17 protein-coding genes are annotated in these 19,046 nt (G+C 69.6%); 7 read left to right on the top strand and 10 right to left on the bottom strand.

What is annotated here, in order from left to right; all coding sequences use genetic code 11:
* Positions 1–149: 149 nt before the first annotated feature.
* Entirely contained in the window at positions 150–950 is an 801-nt protein-coding gene (gene cysE, locus IEY14_RS17205; RefSeq protein WP_188910818.1) for a serine O-acetyltransferase, read from the top strand.
* Between the two features lie 33 nt (positions 951–983).
* Here cysE and IEY14_RS17200 read toward each other — a convergent pair whose 3' ends face one another.
* A complete protein-coding gene (locus IEY14_RS17200; RefSeq protein ID WP_188910670.1) occupies positions 984–4,610 on the bottom strand; it encodes a PAS domain S-box protein in 3,627 nt (1,208 codons plus the stop codon).
* A gap of 237 nt (positions 4,611–4,847) precedes the next feature.
* Complete coding sequence (locus IEY14_RS17195) at positions 4,848–5,741, bottom strand: LysR substrate-binding domain-containing protein (RefSeq protein WP_188910668.1); 894 nt, start codon at positions 5,739–5,741, stop codon at positions 4,848–4,850.
* 111 nt (positions 5,742–5,852) lie between these two features.
* Here IEY14_RS17195 and IEY14_RS17190 point away from each other — a divergent pair, with 111 nt between their 5' ends.
* The 3 genes from IEY14_RS17190 (at position 5,853) to IEY14_RS17180 (ending at position 10,430) form a co-directional block, all read left to right on the top strand.
* The gene (locus IEY14_RS17190; RefSeq protein ID WP_188910666.1) at positions 5,853–6,608 is read left to right on the top strand and encodes an SDR family NAD(P)-dependent oxidoreductase; all 756 of its coding nucleotides are present in this window, start codon (positions 5,853–5,855) and stop codon (positions 6,606–6,608) included.
* Between the two features lie 218 nt (positions 6,609–6,826).
* Positions 6,827–7,663, top strand: coding sequence for an alpha/beta fold hydrolase (locus tag IEY14_RS17185; protein ID WP_188910664.1), 837 nt, complete (start codon positions 6,827–6,829; stop codon positions 7,661–7,663).
* 862 nt (positions 7,664–8,525) lie between these two features.
* The gene (locus IEY14_RS17180; RefSeq protein ID WP_244639533.1) at positions 8,526–10,430 is read left to right on the top strand and encodes a methyl-accepting chemotaxis protein; all 1,905 of its coding nucleotides are present in this window, start codon (positions 8,526–8,528) and stop codon (positions 10,428–10,430) included.
* 66 nt (positions 10,431–10,496) lie between these two features.
* Here IEY14_RS17180 and IEY14_RS17175 read toward each other — a convergent pair whose 3' ends face one another.
* Positions 10,497–10,958 (bottom strand): MarR family winged helix-turn-helix transcriptional regulator, encoded by a 462-nt coding sequence (locus IEY14_RS17175; RefSeq protein ID WP_188910662.1) that lies wholly within the window; start codon positions 10,956–10,958, stop codon positions 10,497–10,499.
* A gap of 355 nt (positions 10,959–11,313) precedes the next feature.
* Between IEY14_RS17175 and IEY14_RS17170 the strand changes: the two genes are divergently transcribed.
* Positions 11,314–11,979 (top strand): HAD family hydrolase, encoded by a 666-nt coding sequence (locus IEY14_RS17170; protein WP_188910660.1) that lies wholly within the window; start codon positions 11,314–11,316, stop codon positions 11,977–11,979.
* Between the two features lie 29 nt (positions 11,980–12,008).
* Here IEY14_RS17170 and IEY14_RS17165 read toward each other — a convergent pair whose 3' ends face one another.
* The 4 genes from IEY14_RS17165 to IEY14_RS17150 all read right to left on the bottom strand — a co-directional run bounded on the left by IEY14_RS17165 (position 12,009) and on the right by IEY14_RS17150 (position 16,056).
* On the bottom strand, positions 12,009–12,260 hold the full coding sequence (locus IEY14_RS17165; RefSeq protein ID WP_188910658.1) for a hypothetical protein: 252 nt from the start codon (positions 12,258–12,260) through the stop codon (positions 12,009–12,011).
* Positions 12,261–12,375: 115 nt separating this feature from the next.
* A complete protein-coding gene (gene nhaA / locus IEY14_RS17160) occupies positions 12,376–13,578 on the bottom strand; it encodes a Na+/H+ antiporter NhaA (RefSeq protein ID WP_188910656.1) in 1,203 nt (400 codons plus the stop codon).
* A 137-nt stretch (positions 13,579–13,715) separates the two neighbouring features.
* The gene (locus tag IEY14_RS17155; RefSeq protein ID WP_188910654.1) at positions 13,716–14,909 is read right to left on the bottom strand and encodes an MFS transporter; all 1,194 of its coding nucleotides are present in this window, start codon (positions 14,907–14,909) and stop codon (positions 13,716–13,718) included.
* A gap of 190 nt (positions 14,910–15,099) precedes the next feature.
* On the bottom strand, positions 15,100–16,056 hold the full coding sequence (locus IEY14_RS17150; protein WP_210318461.1) for a DMT family transporter: 957 nt from the start codon (positions 16,054–16,056) through the stop codon (positions 15,100–15,102).
* A gap of 177 nt (positions 16,057–16,233) precedes the next feature.
* Between IEY14_RS17150 and IEY14_RS17145 the strand changes: the two genes are divergently transcribed.
* Complete coding sequence (locus IEY14_RS17145; protein ID WP_280515053.1) at positions 16,234–17,127, top strand: SDR family oxidoreductase; 894 nt, start codon at positions 16,234–16,236, stop codon at positions 17,125–17,127.
* A 55-nt stretch (positions 17,128–17,182) separates the two neighbouring features.
* Here the strand turns inward: IEY14_RS17145 and IEY14_RS17140 are convergent, their stop codons facing one another.
* On the bottom strand, positions 17,183–17,554 hold the full coding sequence (locus IEY14_RS17140; RefSeq protein WP_188910650.1) for a winged helix-turn-helix transcriptional regulator: 372 nt from the start codon (positions 17,552–17,554) through the stop codon (positions 17,183–17,185).
* 206 nt (positions 17,555–17,760) lie between these two features.
* Here IEY14_RS17140 and IEY14_RS17135 point away from each other — a divergent pair, with 206 nt between their 5' ends.
* On the top strand, positions 17,761–18,372 hold the full coding sequence (locus tag IEY14_RS17135) for an NAD(P)-dependent oxidoreductase (protein ID WP_188910648.1): 612 nt from the start codon (positions 17,761–17,763) through the stop codon (positions 18,370–18,372).
* Positions 18,373–18,449: 77 nt separating this feature from the next.
* Here IEY14_RS17135 and IEY14_RS17130 read toward each other — a convergent pair whose 3' ends face one another.
* Both IEY14_RS17130 and IEY14_RS17125 read right to left on the bottom strand, forming a co-directional pair.
* A complete protein-coding gene (locus IEY14_RS17130) occupies positions 18,450–18,689 on the bottom strand; it encodes a response regulator transcription factor (RefSeq protein WP_188910646.1) in 240 nt (79 codons plus the stop codon).
* Positions 18,690–18,707: 18 nt separating this feature from the next.
* On the bottom strand, positions 18,708–18,905 hold the full coding sequence (locus tag IEY14_RS17125) for a hypothetical protein (protein WP_188910644.1): 198 nt from the start codon (positions 18,903–18,905) through the stop codon (positions 18,708–18,710).
* Positions 18,906–19,046 lie beyond the last annotated feature (141 nt).

Here is a 19,046-nt window from a genome sequence, read left to right as displayed (position 1 = left end):
CGGAACGCGCTAGATTTCAATCGTGCCGTGGAAAGGCCGAGGGCTGCGAGGACGTGACGACATGGCCATGACGGCGACGGCGGCTCGAACGGGGCAGGGGTGAGGGCTTGAACGCGCTCGCCGCGCCCCCTTTCGACCTGTCCACCTCGATGCTGGCGATCGGCGCCGACATCTGGGAGGCCCTTTGCGGCGAGGCGGTCGCGGCCGCGCTCAACGACGCCTCGCTCACCCGGTCGATGAATTCGGCCGTGCTCTATCATGCGAGCTTCGCCCAGGCGCTGGCGCACCGCCTGGCGCTGAAGCTGGCCAGCCACGATCTCGGCGCCGAGGACCTGCTCGCGCTCGTCGCGGAGGCTTTCCTCGCCAGCCCGGACATCGTCCAGGCGGCGGCCGCCGATCTGACGGCCGTCCAGGAACGCGACCCCAGCAATTCCGAGATCCTGACGCCCTTTCTCTACTTCAAGGGCTTTCTCGCCCTCCAGGGCCAGCGCGTCGGCCATTGGCTGTGGACGCATGAGCGAGTGCATATGGCGCGCCATCTCCAGAGCCGGATCTCGGAGGTCTTCGGCGTCGACATCCATCCGGCGGCGCGGATGGGGCGCGGCATCATGCTGGATCACGGCAGCGGCCTCGTCATCGGCGAGACGGCCGTCGTCGAGGACGACGTATCGATCCTCCAGAACGTGACGCTCGGCGGCACGGGCAAGGAGACGGGCGACCGTCATCCGAAGATCCGTCGCGGGGTGCTGATCGGCGCGGGCGCGAAGATCCTCGGCAATATCGAGATCGGCATCGGCGCGAAGATCGGCGCCGGCAGCGTCGTCGTCGCCCCGGTCGCCCCCTATACGTCCGTCGTCGGCATTCCCGCCCGCCCCATCGGCCGGCGGCATGGCGTCCTGCCGGGCGTGACGATGGACCAGGGACTGACCGAGCCCGACTACGTCATCTGACCGGGCGCCTCTCCCGCGCGGAGGCGCGGGGCGTCAGGTCTCGGTCTGCAACTCGGCCAGCGGGGCTTCGAGGCGGCAGCGCAGGCCGTCCGGCGCATAGTCCAGCACGACCCGGCCATCGGCGGCGCCCGACAGGCCCATCTCGATCAGCCGCGTGCCGAAGCTGCGGCGTGCGGGCGGGACGACGGGCGGGCCGCCGCTCTCCCGCCATTCGAGCCTCAGCACCGGCGATCCGCTCGTCGGGCTCGGAGCGAGCGACCATTCGATGGCGACGCGGCCTTCCGGCGCCGACAGGGCGCCGTACTTGCCGGCATTGGTCGAAAGCTCGTGCAGGATCAGCGACAGGGTCAGCGCGGCCTTCGGACCGAGAGGGATGTCGGGCCCACCGGCGACGACGCGGCCGCCGTCGTCGAGCAGCGCCGTCGTCGCCTTGACGATCTCCTCGATCGACGCGGCGTCGCGCTGCCCGGTGAGAAGGAGGTCGTGCGCCTTCGACAGCGCGCCGATCCGCTCCGTCAAGGTCTTGCGGGCGGTGGTGAGATCGGGGGCGGTGCGCAGCGTCTGCGTGGCGATCGAGGAGACGATGGCCAGCGTGTTCTTCAGCCGGTGCGACAATTCGCGGTTGAGGATGGCGCGAGCCTCCTCGTCGCGGCGCCGGTCCTCGACATCGATCACGACGGAAACGGCGGCGATGATCTGGCCCTGCGCGTCCCTCACCGGCGTCGCCGAGACCTCCCAGCGCCGCGTCTCGCCGGTCGCCGGGTTGCGATAGGTCATCGGCTCGTCGATCAGCGTCTCGCCCCGGCGCAGCGCGCGCAGCGTCGGATAGTCCTCCTGCCGATAGGGGCTGCCATCGGCATGGACGGCGCTATAGGCGGCATAGCGCTGGTCGCCCTCCGGCCCGGCGGGATGGCCGAGCATCTCCTCCAGCCGGCGGTTGATCTGCCCGCGCCCGTCGGCATGGCCGATGGCGATGCCGAGCGGCGCCTGCTCGACCACGGCGGCGAGGAGGCCGCGTTCGAGAACGAGCTGCCGCTGGCTTTCCCGCAGCTCCGCCTCGGCCTGCTGCACGCGCGTCAGGTCGAGCATCGCGCCGATCATGCGCAGCGGGCGGCCCTCCTCGTCGCGGATGACATGGCCCCGGTCGAAGACGTCGGCATAGCTGCCATCGGCCCGGGCGAAGCGGTATTCGTCGGCCCATTCGGTGCCGGAGCCCTCGATGAGGGCGTGGATCGAGGCGTCGATCCGGGCCCGGTCGTCGGGATGGATCTGCGCGATCCACCACTCGCCGGTCGGCTCGACGCTGGCCAGCGGATGGCCGTAGGCCGCCTGGAGCGCCTCGTTCCAGCGCACATGGTCGGCGACGAGGTCCCAGTCCCAGATCGCGTCGTTCGTCGCCCGCGCGGCCAGGCGATAGCGCTCCTCGGTCGCCCGCAGCGCTTCCTCGGCGCGGCGTTCCTCGGTGATGTCGCGCACCGTGCCGACGAAGCGGACGGCGCGATCCCCGGCGAAGAAGGCCTGGCCCTTCGCCGCGATCCAGCGCTCGACGCCGTCCGCGAGGCCGATCGTGCGGAAGACGACGTCGTAGCGGCCGCTGCCGGCCGGATCGAGCGAGGCCCGCACCACCTCGTCGGTGCGGGCGCGATCGTCCGGGTGGAGGCCGTCGAGGAAGGTGACGTAATCGACCGGCCGATCGGAGGGGACCCCGAAGAACGCCCGCGTGCGCGCGTCCCAGCCGAGCCGGCCCTCGACGGGATCGAAGTCGAAGATGCCGATATTGGCGGCCTCAACCGCCAGTTGCAGCTGCTCGCGGGCGCGGCGGAACTCCTCCTCCGCCCGGACGCGATCGGTGACTTCGAGGAAGAGGACCGTGAAGCGGTCGTCGCCGAGGGGCTGCGCCACGCCGTCGTACCAGCGGTCGAAGGTGCCGACCTGGCGCGTGAAGCGGATCGGCTGGCCCGTGTCGACCACATCGGCGAATTCGTTCACCCAGGCGTCCTCGATGCCGGGAATGAGTTCGCGGATGGTCCGCCCGAGCGCGCGTTCCGGCGCGATGCCGACGAGCTCGCCCCAGGCCCGGTTCACCTCCTCGTAGACCCAGTCGACGATGCGCCCGCCCTCGCCGCGAAGGACGCGGCCGAGGATGAAGCCCTCCTCCAGCTGCTCGAAGAGGCCGCGCCATTTCGTCTCGCTGGCGGCGAGGTCGCCGCGGCTCGCCTCCAGCGCCTTGCCCGCCTCGTGCTGCTCGGTGCGGTCGCGGACGATCTTGATGAAGCCGAGATGCTCGCCGCTCTCGCCCCGCAGCGGCATCATGCTGCCGCTGGAATAGAAGCGCGCGCCGTCGCTTCGCAGATGCCAGCGCTCGTCGACGGCCTGACCCTCGCTGAGCGCCTCCGCCATCTCGACGGCCGGGCGATCCTGCGCGTTGTCCTCGGGCGTGAAGAAGCGGGAGACGTGCTGGCCGCGCATCTCCTCCCGCGTCCAGCCGAAGGTGAGTTCCGCGCCCGTGTTCCATTCCGTGACGATGCCGGTCCGGTCGGTGACGACCACCGCGAATTCGGTGATGCTCTCGAAGGTCTGGCGATAGCGGCGGTCGGCGTCGCGCAGCGCCTGCCGCGACCTGACCTCGGCGACATCGCCGAAGGCGGAGGCGACGAGCCCGGCCAGCATCTGCGTCATCACAACGTCGCGCGGCGAGAAGGCGTCCGGGCGCCTCGACTGGACCTTCAGGACGCCGATCGGCTCGCCCCGGCGCGTCACCGGCACGGTGATCATCGAGCGGATGCCGAGGCTGCGGACGAGCCGCTGGTCGAGGACCGGATCGGCGAAGGTGTCGGAACAGAGGAGCGGCCGCTCCTCCCGCACCGCGCGGCCGGACAGCGTCGTCGCCATCGGCAGGCGAAGGCCCTTGTGCGGGGTCAGCGAGCCGGCGACGGATTCGTAGACGAGCTCCTCGCCCCGCCGCAGCTCGATCACCGCGCCGTCGGCGCTGTCGACGACGCGCAGCGCGCCGTCGGCGATCGCCTGGAAGACGATGCCGAGATCGGCTTCGGCCACCGCCACCGCCTGCTGCGTCGCGATCATGGCTTCGAGCCGCGCCGCCTCGGCGAGCGCGACGCGCTGCTCCGCCTCCCGCCGCTCCATGAACTCGTCGCGCTCGCCGAGCGCGCGCCGGAGATCGAGCTGCGCCATGACCTGGCCGGCCAGCGCCTTCAGGCCCGATCGCTGCGCCGGGGACAGCCCCTCCGGCCGCGCCACATGGTCGATGACGCAGAGCGTGCCGATGACCTGGCCGTCCCGCGTGACGAGCGGCGCGCCGGCATAGAAGCGCAGATGCGGCGCGCCGGTCACGAGCGGATTGTCGCGCGTGCGCGGATCGAGCGTCAGGTCGCCGATCTCGAGAAGCTCGGTGCCGCCGAGCGCGTGGCGGCAGACCGAGCGCTCGAGATCGGTCTCGCAGGGCTCGAAGCCGATCCGCGCCTTGAACCATTGGCGGTCGCGGCCGACGAGGCTGACCAGCGCCACCGGCGTCGCGCAGATCTGGGTGGCCAGAGCGACGATGTCGTCGAAGCCCCGCTCGGGCGGCGTGTCGAGGATCCGGTAGCTGTCCAAGGTCGCAAAGCGGTCCCGGTCGCGAACCACGTCGTCCGTCTCACGCACCTTTTCGCGATCCCCGCTGCGAATGTCCCCTGAGCGCCTGCAAAGCCTATCCGCGCCCCGAGCGCAACAGGTTTCGCTTTCAAAGACTTACGGGCCTCAACAAAATCCCGTGGGACGATCGGCTCGGGGGAGGGCGCGTCTCGGGAGGCTCCTCGGCGGATAGGTTCGGCCGACCTCGTGGAGGGGCGGGCGGCATCGGCGGGGACGGCGCAGGACCATCGGGGCGCCGCCCCGCCGCTACAGAGCGGGGAATTCCCGCGCCAGATGGTCGATGAGGGCGCGGACGGCCGGCGGCAGGCCGCGCCGCGTCGTGAACACCAGATGGACGATGCCCTCGCGGCCGCGCCAGGGGGCGAGGACCCGGACGAGCCGGCCGGCGGCGATCGGGTCGGCGCAGGCATGGTCGGGCAGGAAGGCGACGCCGAGCCCGTCGGCGGCCGCGTCGCAGAGAACCGCGAAGTCGGAACAGGTCAGGCGCGGTTCGTGGCGGTGCTCGTGCGTCGCCCCGTCCTCGCCTTCGAGCGTCCAGGTGACCTCGCCGGCGGCGTCGCTCGTGCCGAGGGTCGGCAGTCCCGCGAGATCGGCGATCCCGCCGCCGAGGCGGCTCGCCAGTCGCGGGCTGGCGACCAGAATCCAGCGCGAGCGGCCGAGCGAGCGCATGGTCAGCGAGGCGTCGCTCGTCAGCTCGCGCCGCACGCGGAGCGCGATGTCGATGCGCTCCTCGATGAGATCGACGGCGCGGTCGCTGGCGATCAGCTGGAGCCGCACCTTCGGATGCCGGGCGACGAAGCGGCGCAGGATGCCGGACGCGACCTCGACCAGCCCCTGCGGACAGCTGAGGCGGATGAGGCCCTGCGGCTCGGCCTGCGCCGTCGCGACCAGCGCCTCGGCCCGCTCGGCCTCCAGCATCATGGCGCGGCAGCGCTCGTAGAAGCCCTGTCCGACTTCGGTGACGCGGAAGCGCCGGCTGGAGCGCTCGATGAGCCGCGCGCCGAGCCGCGCCTCCAGGGCGGCGACGCGGCGGCTGAGCTTCGATTTCGGCTCCTTCAGCGCCCGGCCGGCGGCGGCGAAGCCGCCATGCGTCACAACCTCGGCGAAATAGACGTAGTCGTTGAGGTCCTGGCGCATCATCGTTCCTCCCATGGAACGCTGAGTGCCAGATTCGCTGGCTTTTCGCATCCGCGTTCCGGGAGCATCTCCACGGGCAACGGCGCAAGCGTCGCCGAGCGAAGGAGAAAGACGATGACGAAGCGGTTCGAGAACAAGGTCGTGGTGGTGACGGGCGCGACGAGCGGCATCGGCCTCGCCACGGCCGAGGCCTTCGCGCGGGAAGGCGCCTCGGTCTTCATCACCGGCCGCCGGCAGGACGCGCTGGACGCCGCGGTGAAGGCGATCGGCGGGCGCGTGACGGGCGTCCGGGGCGACATGGCGAGGCTCGCCGATATCGACCGCCTCTACGACGCGGTCCAGCAGCGGCACGCCCAAATCGACGTGGTCTTCGCCAATGCCGGCGGCGGCGAGTTCGCGCCGCTCGGCGCCATCACCGAGGCGCATTTCGACACGACCTTCGCCACCAATGTGAAGGGCACGCTCTTCACCGTCCAGAAGGCCCTGCCGCTCCTGAAGGATGGCGGCGCGATCGTGCTCACCGGCTCGACGACCAGCATCGAGGGCACGGCCGCCTTCAGCGTCTATTCGGCGACCAAGGCGGCGGTGCGCAGCTTCGCCCGCAACTGGATGCTGGACCTCAAGGACCGCAAGATCCGCGTCAATGTCGTCAGCCCCGGCGCGACGCGCACGCCCGGCCTCGTCGGCCTTGCCGGCGAGGACGCGGAGAAGCAGCAGGGCCTCCTCGATTTCCTCGGCGCGCGCATCCCGCTCGGCCGCGTCGGCGAGGCGGCGGAGATCGCCAATGCCGTGCTCTTCCTCGCCTCCGACGCGGCGAGCTTCGTCAACGGCGTCGAGTTCTTCGTCGACGGCGGTCAGGCCCAGGTCTGACGCGCGGCGGAGAAGCGCAGCCGAACGGGCCGTTGGGAGGCTGCGGAAATTTCCCCTCGGAGCCTTGGCCGGATCGGCCATAGTCGCCCGTGCCGACGCGATTCGGTGGATCGCGGCGGCCGGGCGGCACGGGTCCGGGCCGGTCCGGCTCGCCATGGGGGCCGGGGAGACCGCCATGGCGCTTCCTCCATCGAACCACCGGGAGCAGGAGCTTCGTCATGCCTTTCGTCACCACGAGCGACGGCGTCGAGATCTTCTTCAAGGACTGGGGTCCGAAGGAGGCGCAGCCGATCATGTTCCATCACGGCTGGCCGCTGTCCGCCGACGACTGGGACGCGCAGATGCTGTTCTTTCTGCAGAACGGCTATCGCGTCGTCGCCCATGACCGGCGCGGCCACGGCCGCTCCGCCCAGGTCTCGGACGGCCATGACATGGACCATTACGCGGCGGACGCCTCGGCCGTCGCGGAACATCTCGATCTGCGCAACGCGGTGCATATCGGCCATTCGACCGGCGGCGGCGAGGCCGCGCGCTATGTCGCCAAACATGGCGAGCCGCAGGGCCGCGTCGCCAAGGCGGTGCTGGTCAGCGCCGTGCCGCCGCTGATGCTGAAGACCGAGGCCAATCCGGGCGGTTTGCCGATCGAGGTCTTCGACGGCCTGCGTCAGGCGCTCGCCGCCAACCGGGCGCAGTTCTTCCTCGACCTGCCGACCGGACCCTTCTATGGCTTCAACCGCGAGGGCGCGGCCGTCAGCGAAGGCGCGATCCGCAACTGGTGGCGCCAGGGCATGATGGGCAGCGCCAAGGCGCATTACGAGGGCATCAAGGCCTTTTCCGAGACCGACCAGACCGAGGATCTGAAGGCGATCTCGGTGCCGGTGCTCGTCCTTCACGGCGAGGACGACCAGATCGTGCCGATCGACGCCGCGGCGCATCGCTCGATCAAGCTCCTCCGCAACGGCCAGATCAAGACCTATCCGGGCTTCAGCCACGGCATGCTCACCGTCAATGCCGAGACGCTGAACGCCGATCTCCTCGCTTTCGTCAAAGGCTGAGGCACCGCCAAGGACGGATAGGCGCGCGCCGGGCCATCGTCGTCCGGCGCATCCGAACTCCGACATTCGCAAACGGCGGCCTGCCGGCGGCCGACGGGGAATAAAGCGCGGCGCGCTTCGGTTTCCGCGGGGATGGTTTCAGCCCCAGCGCCGGAGAGCGTCATGCGCCATGTCTATACACCGCTCGTCGCGGTCTCGATCGCCTGTCTGTTCTGTGCCGAATGGATGCGCGAATTCGTCCTGACCGGGCATGTGCCCGCGCGGGACGAGGCGGACGAATGACGACAGCCCCTCCGATACTTGCGCCGACATGCCTGCGACAAAATATTCACCCCGCAGACGGCAAAACATCTTGTCGTTGCGTGACAATTTGGCATGCTACGCTACGGAACTTCAGCGCCGACCGGGGGGAACGATGCGCGACCTGATCTCGAAGCTGGCGATCTTCGCCATCGGCGTCGCCTTCTGCCTGGGCTGGCTCGGCGCCGAGGAGGCCAGCCAGATGCAGCGCTCTGGTTCCGCCTTGCTCTAGAATTTCATCGCTCGCTGTCGGGCGACGGCAGGGGCCCCGGACGCCGACCATCGACAGCCGTTCGCGCCAAGCGGCGTAGAGGGACGGCGCGACGAAACGGTCATACGCGAAACCGTGCGGCGAACGGCCGGCCATATCGGCTGCCCTGAGGAGAAAATGCTTCGCCGGGTAAGAAACGAACCGTCACTCCATCTGGAAATCCCGGAAAACGCGGCACTTCGCGGCGGTTGCAATGTGCTAGTGAGCAAATCCGCAATAGATCCGCCGCAACATCCCGTTAAACCACGCATGTGACATTCGCCGAAAGCAACCCAAACGGTTCAGTCCGGCATGATGTCCTTCGAACATCTCAGCATTGCCAAGAAACTTGGCCTCGCTTTCGCGGCGGTGGTGTCGGCGACCTTGCTGTCCAGCGCCTTCCTCTATCGCAGCCTGGAGACGATCGACGCGACGGTCGTCGCCAATCAGCGCAGCTTCGGCCTGTCGATCGAGGTCCAGAAGATGGTCACCTCGATGGTCGAGCAGCAGAGCGCGGTGCGCGGCTTCATGGTGACGGGCGATCCGAGCTTCGCCGAGACCTATCGGGCCGCGAAGGATCGGCTGACCGAGGCGGCCGAACATTTCAAAGAGACGACCAAGTTCCAGGATCAGCGCGAGCGGGTCGAGAAGATGGAGCGCTCCATTCTCGACTGGCAGACCCGCTCGGCCGAGGTCCAGATCGCCCTGTCGAAGGACCCGGCGACGCGCGAGGCGGCCTTCGCCATGACGGGGAAGATGACGCAGGGTGAGGCGCGCGGCATCCTGGACGAGATGCTGAAGATCCAAGAGGAACGGATCGGCGCCCGCGTCCAGCAGACCCAGGAGGCCAACCGGGCCGGTCTCTCGACGCTCGCGATCGGCGGCCTTGCTTCGATGGCCCTCAGCGTGGTGATGGGGCTCCTCCTGACGAAGGGCATCGCCGGGCCCGTCCGGCGCATGACCGAGGCGATGCGCCGGCTGGCGGGGGGCGATCTCGCAATCGAGGTGCCGGCCACCGACCGCCGCGACGAGCTCGGCGCGATGGCGAAGTCGGTGCAGATCTTCAAGGAGGCCGCCACCGAGCAGCGCCGCCTGGAGGCCGAGGCGGCAGCGTCCCGCGAGGCGCAGCTCGCCCAGCGCGACCGCCAATCCGCCATCGACAATGCGCGTTCGGAGGACCTGAAACTCTTCGTGCGCCTTGTGGAGGCGGGTTTCGACGCCCTGTCCGCCGGCGACCTGACCGTGCGGATGACCGAGGCCGTGGCGCCGGAATTCGAGCCGATCCGGGCGAAGTTCAACGCTTCGGTGACGCAGCTGGAGACGACCATCGGCGCCGTCGTCGGCGCGGTCGGCACGATGCGGGTCGGGCTGAACCAGATCACCATCGCGGCCGGCGACCTGTCGCAGCGCACCGAGCAGCAGGCGGCCTCGCTGGAGGAAACCGTCGCGGCGCTGTCGGAAGTGATGCGCGGCGTCGGAAAGACGGCCGAAGGCGCCGAAGACGCGAAGGCGGCGGCCTCTCTCGCCCGGAGCGAGGCGGAGAAGGGCGGCGCCATCGTCGGACGCGCCGTTCAGGCGATGGCCGAGATCGAGCGCTCCTCGGCCGAGATCGGCAAGATCATCGGCGTCATCGACGAGATCGCCTTCCAGACCAACCTCCTCGCCCTGAACGCGGGCGTCGAGGCGGCGCGGGCCGGCGAGGCGGGACGGGGCTTTGCGGTCGTCGCCCAGGAAGTGCGCGGCCTCGCCCAGCGTTCGGCCGAGGCGGCGAAGGAGATCAAGGACCTGATCTCGACCTCGGCCGCTCAGGTCGGGGAGGGCGTCGATCTCGTCTCGGCCACCGGCCGTTCGCTCGACCAGATCATGACCCAGGTCGGAAGCGTCGCCGAGGTCATCATCGGCATGACGCGCGGCGCGAATGAACAGTCGGTCTCGCTGCGCGAGGTGTCGACGGCGGCGGACCAGATGGACAAGGTCACCCAGCAGAACGCGGCGATGGTGGAGGAAACGACGGCGGCGGCACAGAGCCTGCTGCGCGAGACGGATCAGCTGGCGGGCCTCGTCGACAGCTTCCGCACGGCGGGCGCCGCCAAGGGCCGATCGGCGCCGCGCGCCGCGCCCCAGAAGCCGCGCGCCGTGGCGCAGCTGCGCACGGTCGGCACGGGCGGCGCCGCGAGGCGGCCGGCCACCGAAGCCGAGGACTGGGCGGAATTCTGACCGCGCCGGGGCGAGTGGCGCCCCTCGAACGGCCGGACCGCGCCCGATGCGGCGCGGGAACGGCTCCTAGCGCAGGCGCGCCACCCGTCCCATCAGCGTCTCGTCCAGCTCGCCGACCGCCGTCAGCATCTCGCTGCCGACGACCTTGGCGAGATCGGCTTCGAGCTTCTGCCAGGCGGCCCGCACCTCCCGCTGGGCCGCGAGGCCCTCGTCGGTCAGCCGCACCATGACGCGCCGCAGATCCTTGCTGCTATGCGTCTTTTCCAGCCAGCCCTTGGCCTTCAGGATCTCCGACATCTTGGAAACGGTGGACGGGCGCACCGACAGGAGCCGGCTCAGGTCGCGATTGGTCAGCGCGTTGCGCCCGTCGAACAGGAGCAGGAACTGGTCCTGTCCGTTCACGACCTCGGTATCGGCAAGATAGAGACCCGTCAGCACGCGGACGTTCTTCGCGATCGTCACCAGCCGCGTCACGATCGGCGTCGCCTCGCCCGGCTGACCGGACGGATGGACGGCATGATCCGACATATCGACCCCTCCTCTAAGAAGATATTCTCAATCAGCACCTTAGCTGCCGCCCACCTCGCAAGGGTCAATCAACCCCGGCGTGCCTGCCAGGTGAAAGGCGCAGCCGATAGCCCCGGAAGCTCCGCATTCCCCGGCATCGCGAGGGGCGCATGCGGCTACGGAATTCATCCGGCTGCTTTGGATACCCGTCTAACATGATGCGTCTTTTGGCTTTTTTCCTTGTCCGGCCAGCAATCGAGCGGGGGAGGGCGGGGAGGGGCGAGCCCAGGTCGAATTGCGTGGGCGGTGGACATCGGACCGCTCTTGCGGGACATCATGGCGGCGGAGACATGCGGGTGGGGGACCGAGCGACGGAATGGCCGAGTTCGACCTGATCATTTTCGACTGCGACGGGGTGCTCGTCGATTCCGAGATCCTGGCGCGCCGGGCGATGCAGTCCGTCTATCGCGAGGCCGGGATCGAGGTGACGGCCGAGATGATCGACGCCATGGTGGGCATGAAGCTCGCCGACATCCTGCGCGGCCTGGAGGAGCGGACCGGCCGGCCGTTGCCCGAGGGGCATCAGGCCCGGTTCTGGCCGGCGACGAAGGCGCTGTTCACCCGCCATCTGGAGCCGACGACCGGCATCGCCGAGTTTCTCGAAGGCTCGACGATCCCGCGCTGCGTCGCCTCCTCCTCCGATCACGAGCGCATCCGCCACAGTCTGGAAGCGACCGATCTCGCCCGCTTCTTTCGGGCGGGGGCGATCTTTTCCTCGCATGACGTGCGGCATGGCAAGCCGGCGCCGGATCTTGTGCTTCATGCCGCCGGAGCGATGGGCGCGGCGCCAGGCCGCTGTCTGGTGATCGAGGATTCGCGCTTCGGCGTCATGGGCGCGAAGGCCGCTGGGATGACGGCCTTCGGCTTTCTCGGCGGCGCGCATCTCGCCACCAACAACGGCGCTTCGCTGCGCGAGGCCGGCGCCGAGCTCGTCGCCCAGACCTGGGAGGAGATCGCGCGGCGCCTCGCCGCCGGAGCCTGAAGGGCGCCGCCGGCCATCGAGGCCCGCATTCAGGCAAGGGCGACGATCGAGCCGCCGGGATAGATCTCCTTGCCGCCATATTGGTGCATGGCCTGCGCCACCGCCTCGTCGCGCGTGCCTTCATCGTAGCGCCAGGCGACCTTGCGGCCGGCCGCCTTCGCCGCCGCGATCGCATGCTCCCAGCGCGCCTGATCCGGCGCCGGGCCTTCCACGGTGAAATCGCCGGTCGTCTCGTCCACGACGACGATCCAGCCCCGGCTGTCCTCGCTCTTCTCGGGCATCGGCCTTCTCCCTGATCGACGGGCGATGAATGCGCGAAGCCCCGACAGGGCTTCGCGGCACCGGCGGCGGGTTGGGTTGCCGGCAAACAGGCCGGGCCGGCGCTCGACGCCCCGCTCAGCGATCGCCGCGCGGCGGGGCGGGCGCGAAGCGGAAGAGCGCCGCTCCCGCCAGCGCCGACAGGACGGAGCCGAGAAGGACGCCGATCTTCACCTCGTCCTGCAGGGCCGCGTCCGTCGGAAAGGCGAGGAGGCCGATGAAGAGGCTCATGGTGAAGCCGATGCCGCAGAGAAGCGCCACGCCATAGAGCTGGCGCCAGTCGGCATGGGCGGGCAGGTCCGCCCAGCCGGCGCGGATCACGGCGGCGGCGGTGAGGAACACGCCGAGCTGCTTGCCGAGGAAGAGGCCGAGCGCCGCGCCGAGCGGCACGGGATCGGCGAGCGCGGCGAACGAGAGCCCGCCGAAGGCAACGCCGGCATTGGCGAAGCCGAAGAGCGGCACGATGAGGAAGGTCACGACGGGCTGGAGCGCGTGTTCCAGGATGTGGAGCGGCGAGCGCCGGTCGTCCGGCCGGCCGGGGCGGGCGCGCAGCGGGATCACGAGCGCCAGGACGACGCCCGCCAGCGTCGCATGGATGCCGGATTTCAGCACGAGCACCCAGAGAAGGGCGCCGAGAAGGAGATAGGGCGTCAGCCGCAGGACGCCGAGCCGGTTCAGCGCGGCGAGCGCCGCGACCGCCAGCGCCGCGCCGACCAGAGCCGGGGCATCGAGCGACCCCGTATAGAAGAAGGCGATGACGAGGACGGCGCCGAGATCGTCGATGATGGCGAGCGCCGTCAGGAAGACGCGCAGCGAGAGCGGAACGCGGTTGCCGAGAAGGGCGAGCACGCCGAGCGCGAAGGCGATGTCGGTCGCGGCGGGGATCGCCCAGCCGCGCGGCTGGCCGCCCTCGCCGGCATTCACGGCGAGATAGACGAGGCTCGGGCCGATCATCCCGCCGAGCGCGGCGGCGCCGGGCAGGATGCGGCGCGACCAGGTGGCGAGCTGGCCGTCCAGCATCTCGCGCTTGATCTCCAGGCCGACCATCAGGAAGAACAGGGCCATCAGCCCGTCATTGATCCAGTGGAGAAGCGACAGGCCGCCGATCTCGCGGTGGAGGGCCTTCGCATAGGTCCCGGCCAGCGGCGAATTGGCGACGAGGAGGGCGAGCGCCGCCGCCGCCATCAGGACGATGCCGCCGGCCGCCGCATTGTCGAGCAGGGACCGGAGGACGGAGAGGGGACGGTTCGGCGACCGGGCGGGGGTCTGATCGGCGGACAAGGCTGCGCGCTCCTTCTTGCGAAAGGGACCGGATTCTCCGTCGGTTCAGGGAAACCCTCGGCGCACGCAGCACACGCCTTTCGCGAGATTATAGGGTCGCGGCGCGGCCGCTTCCAGGCCGGCGCCGCTCCGCCCGTTCAGCGCTCCAGGCGCGGCAGGAGGATGGTCGTCAGGCCGAGCAGCGGCAGGAAGGAGACCGTGTGGTAGACGAACTCGATGCCCCGGCTGTCGGCGAAATCGCCGAGGAAGGCGGCGCCGAGGCCGCCCGCCCCGAAGGCGAAGCCGAAGAAGATGCCGGCGACGAGCCCGACGCGCCCCGGCAGCAGCTCCTGCGCGAAAACGACGATCGCCGGAAAGGCCGAGGCGAGGATGAAGCCGATGACGACGGTGAGGAGCCCCGTGAAGGCGAGATTGGCATAGGGCAGCATCAGCGCGAAGGGGATGACGCCGAGGATCGAGAACCAGATCACGAAGCGCGCGCCATAGCGGTCGCCGATCGGGCCGCCGAGAAAGGTGCCGGCCGCCGCCGCGCCGAGGAACAGGAACAGCATCAGCTGCGCCTGCTGGACCGAGAGGTTGAACTTCTCGATGACGAAGAACGTGTAATAGCTTGAGATACTTGCCATATAGACGTTCTTCGTGGCGGTGAGCAGCACGAGGATGGCGAGAGCCCAGAGCACCTTGTTCCGCGCCAGCGGCAGCGCCCGGCTCGGCGCCGGCTTGCCGGCCTGCGCCCGGCGATGGGCGCTGTACCAGCGCCCCGCCCAGGTGAGGATGACCATGCCGAGAAGCGCGATGCCGGCGAACCACGCGATGGAATGCTGGCCGAAGGGCAGGACGACGAAGGCGGCGAGAAGCGGGCCGATCGCCGTGCCGGCATTGCCACCGAGCTGGAAGAGCGACTGGGCGAAGCCGTGCCGCCCGCCGGAGGCGAGGCGCGCGACGCGCGAGGATTCGGGATGGAAGATCGCCGAGCCGAAGCCGACGAGGCTGGCCGCGACGAGAAGCAGACCGAAGCTGCCGGCATAGGCGAGGAGCACGAGGCCGACGAGCGTGCTCGCCATGCCGACCGGCAGGGAATAGGGCATCGGCCAGCGATCGGTGACGATGCCGACCGCCGGCTGGAGCAGCGAGGCCGTCACCTGGAAGGTCATGGTGAGAAGGCCGATCTGCACGAAGTCGAGATCGTAGCTCGTCTTCAGGAGCGGATAGAGCGAGGCCAGCAACGACTGCATGATGTCGTTGAGCATGTGGCAGGCGCTCATGGCGACGAGGACGGAAAGGGTCGTCTTTTCCGCGAAGGCCCGCGGATTGGCGGCCAGAGTGGACATGCCTTCGGCTTTCGGTTCGAGGGCGCGCGCCCGAGATGCTTCGGCGCGGCACGGCGCGTCGCGCCCGTGTCTAGACCAGTTCGCGAAGCGGAGCGACGCCAAATCCCGCCGCGCACCCGCGCCGCGCGACCGCAAGGGGCATGACCTTCTTAGCCGTCCAAGGATGGGCGCCGGCCCGCATCGCGACCGGTCAGGGCGGGCTGCCGGCCGGCATCAGCTTGGCCGAGCGTGCCGCCAGCCGCTCGCGATGGATGACATAGAGCCCCGAGGCGACGATGATCGAGATGCCGGTCCAGGTCATGCCCACCGGAAAATCGCCGAAGAACAGAAAGCCGAACAGCGTCGAGGTGACGATCTCCAGATAGTTCAGCGGCGCCAGCGTCGAAGACGGGGCGAGCGACAGGGCATAGGTGATCGCCAGATGGCTGACCGTCGCCGCGAGGCCCACTGCGCCGCAGGCGAGCCAGATCCCGCCTTGCGGGAGGACGAAGCGGATCGGCGCCAGATCGGCCGCCGAGCCGATGGCGAGGAGCGGCAGGCAGAGGACGGCGGCGGCGGCGGCGGTGTGGAACTGCATCACCACCGGATGCTGGCGCCGCGACAGCTGGCGCGTCACCAGCATGTAGAGCGCGAAGCAGAAGGCGCTGCCGACCGGCAGGAAGGCCGTCGCGCCGAAATGGGCGAAGGAGGGCTGGATCACCAGCACGGTGCCGCCGAAGCCGACGAGCGCCGCCGCGAGACGGCGCGGCCCGACCTGCTCCTTCAAAAGGAAGCGCCCCATCAGGAGCAGGATGAAGGGCGAGACGAAGGCGATCGACAGCGCGTCGGCGATCGGCATCAGGCGCACCGCCGCGATGAAGCAGAAGGTCGAGCCGATGGCGGCGAGCGCGCGCAGCAGCGTCAGCGCGGCGGTCCGGGCATCCGGCCGCGACGGCAGGCCGAGCCCGAGCACGACCGGCGCCATCAGCGCGCCCTGGACGAGGAAGCGGGCCAGCGTCACCGTGCCGGTCGAGACCGTCTGGACCGCGATCTTCGAAGCGACGTCGATCAGCGGCGCGACGGTGCAGAAGACCAGCATCAGGGCGATGCCGGGCAGGACGCGGTCGAGGGAGGGGTCCAGCAGGCGGGGCGAAGCGGGGCTGCTCATGGCCTCCCGGCTATAGGCTGCGCTTCGTTCCGTCCAGTCGTCACGAAGGGCGTCGAAGGCCTGATTCGGCAGCCGGCTCGGGCGGCGGTGCCGGCGCGCGCCGCGCGGGCGGGGATGGGAACGCGATCGGCGGCTCGCGCCTTGAAGGGCCATCACCCTTTCGACAGGATCATGACCTTGGCCGATCGCCTGACCATGCAGGACCCCCGCCAGCAATATCCGCAGCCGCCCTTTCCGCGCCAGCCGCAGCCCGTGCCGGGGCTCGCGGCGAAGATGGACCCCGTGCCCGACCACGGCGAGACCAGCTATCGCGGCTCCGGCCGCCTGACCGGGCGCCGCGCCCTCGTCACCGGCGGCGATTCCGGCATCGGGCGCGCCGCCGCCATCGCCTTCGCCCGCGAGGGCGCCGATGTCGCCATCTCCTATCTGCCCGAAGAGGAGAGCGACGCGCGGGAGGTGATCCAGCTGATCGAGGCGGAAGGGCGCAAGGCCCTGGCGCTGCCCGGCGACATCACCGAGGAGAGCTGGGCGCGGGACCTGGTGGAGAAGACGGTCGCCGCCTTCGGCGGGCTCGACATCCTCGTCGTCAATGCCGGCCGCCAGCAGAATCGCGCGGACATCTCGAAGGTCTCCTCGGAGGATTTCGACAGGACCTTGAAGACGAACCTCTACGCGCTGCACTGGATCGCGCAGGCCGCCGTGCCGCATCTGCCGCCCGGCGCCTCCGTGATCACCACGGCCTCGGTCCAGGCCTACGAGCCCTCCGCCATCCTGCTCGACTATGCGACGACCAAAGCCGGCATCGTCGCCTATACCAAGGCGCTCGCCAAGCAGCTGATCGAGAAGGGCATCCGCGCCAATGTCGTGGCGCCCGGCCCGTTCTGGACGGCGCTCCAGTCGAGCGGCGGCCAGCCGCAGGAGAAGGTGCAGCAGTTCGGCGGGCAGAGCGCCTTCGGCCGGCCCGGCCAGCCGGTCGAGCTCGCGCCGGTCTACGTGCTCCTCGCCAGCCAGGAGGGCAGCTACATTTCCGGCGAGGTCTATGGCGTGACCGGCGGCGCCGGCATCGCCTGACCGCGCCGGCGCGGCGGAACGGAAGGGCGCCGGCCCTTTCGTTCCGGGCCCCGCCTCAGCCGGCCCGCGCCCCGAAGCTGCGCCGGGCGCGGACGATGTCGCGATGGTTCTCGTCCGCCCAATGGACGAGCTGGCGCAGCGGGCCGAGAAAGGACCGGCCGAGATCGGTCAGCTCGTATTCGACGCGCGGCGGCACTTCGGCGAAGACGGTGCGCCGCACGAAGCCGTCCTGCTCCAGCCGCCGCAATGTCTGCGACAGCATCTGCTTCGAGATGTCGCCGATCGCCCGCATCAGCTCGTTGAAGCGCAGCGTGCCGCCGTCGAGCGCCGCCAGCACCAGAAGGCTCCACTGATCGCCGATCCGGTCGAGAACGTCGCGGATCGGGCAGGGCTGGTCGAAGGCGATCTCCGGCGATCGTTCAGGCATCGGCGAGGGTTCCAGGGGCGGGGCCGGGCCCGCGAGCGTCCGCGCCAGCATAGTTCGCCGGGAAACCCTTGTCACGGAAGGCGGGGCGGTCAGCCGGGGCTGACCTTGTCCCGGCGCGGTGACTTCTTGTGCGCCTATCGAATCGCCTCTAAGCCTCGGTCGTGAATAGAGACCAGGTCTCGAAATCGGACCCAAGGAGAGAGACGATGGCGAAGGTCGCCCTTATCGGCGCGTCGGGCAATGCCGGCGCGCGCATCCTGAAGGAACTCGCCGATCGCGGCCACGAGGTGACGGCGATCGCCCGGCATCCCGAGCGGATCGCGGCCCTGCCGCGCGTCACGCCCGTCGCCGGCGACGTCTTCGACCAGAACGGGCTGGCGGCGCTGCTCGGCGGCCATGACGCGGTGGTGAGTTCGGTGCATTTCTCGGCGAGCGATCCCGAGATGCTGATCGCTGCCGTCCGCGCCTCCGGCGTCAAGCGCTATCTCGTCGTCGGCGGGGCCGGCAGCCTCGAAATCGCGCCGGGACAGCGGCTGATCGACCAGCCGAGCTTCCCGGCCGAATACAAGGCCGAGGCGACGAAGGGCGCCGAATTCCTCGACCGCCTGAAGACCGTGGAGGATCTCGACTGGACCTTCCTGTCGCCCTCGGCGATGTTCGTGCCGGGCGAGCGCACGGGCCGGTTCCGCCTCGGCCGCGACACGCTTCTCGCCAACGAGAACGGATCGAGCATCTCCTTCGAGGACTATGCCATCGCGCTCGTCGACGAGATCGAGACGCCGGCGCATTCGCGCCAGCGCTTCACCGTCGGCTACTGATCGCACGCGCCTCTTCGGCGCCGATGCCGCCCACGACGCGGCGGCAGGGCGGATGCGTTCGAGAAGACCGGAACGGATCAGGCGGCGGGGGCGTCGGGATCGATGATGCCCGCTCGGATGGCGAGGGCGATGGCATGGGTGCGGTTCTGGGAGCCGAGCTTCTGGTAGACGGACTGGAGATAGGACGCCACCGTCGCCGGGCTGAGACCGAGGTCTCGCGCCATTTCCTTGTTGGTCCGCCCCATGACTAGGAGCTTCAGGCAGGCGAGTTCCTGCGCCGAAAGCTTTCGCCTACCGCCCCCTTGCGCCTCGTCCATCCTGCATCCTTGAGTTTTTCACGCTTGGCGTGTCTCACGGAGCAGAACTAGAATGTCTTCGAAAGCGTCAATAGCCGTCGCATTGTTTCCCAGCTTTGCTTCGCGCAAGGCTTGCTCGACCTCCGCCAAAGCATCGTCGCCGTGCTCCCTGAGCATGTAGTCCGCAGCTTTCCTGGCGAGGCGTCGATCGTCCTCGGTATCGAGCGGACTCATCATCGGGATACTTCCATCAACTCCGGCGCGACCATGGGATGGGCCGCGCCGCTCTACGTCATTGAGCATTTTGGTGATCGCGGCGGCAGGTTCAAGCCGTCCCGGCCGAAAGGCTTCGGCGCCGGGCCGGGCGGGGGGCCGTCC

Source organism: Aureimonas endophytica, from assembly GCF_014642635.1.
Lineage (GTDB): Bacteria > Pseudomonadota > Alphaproteobacteria > Rhizobiales > Rhizobiaceae > Plantimonas > Plantimonas endophytica.
This window is presented reverse-complemented; position numbering and strand designations above follow the sequence as displayed.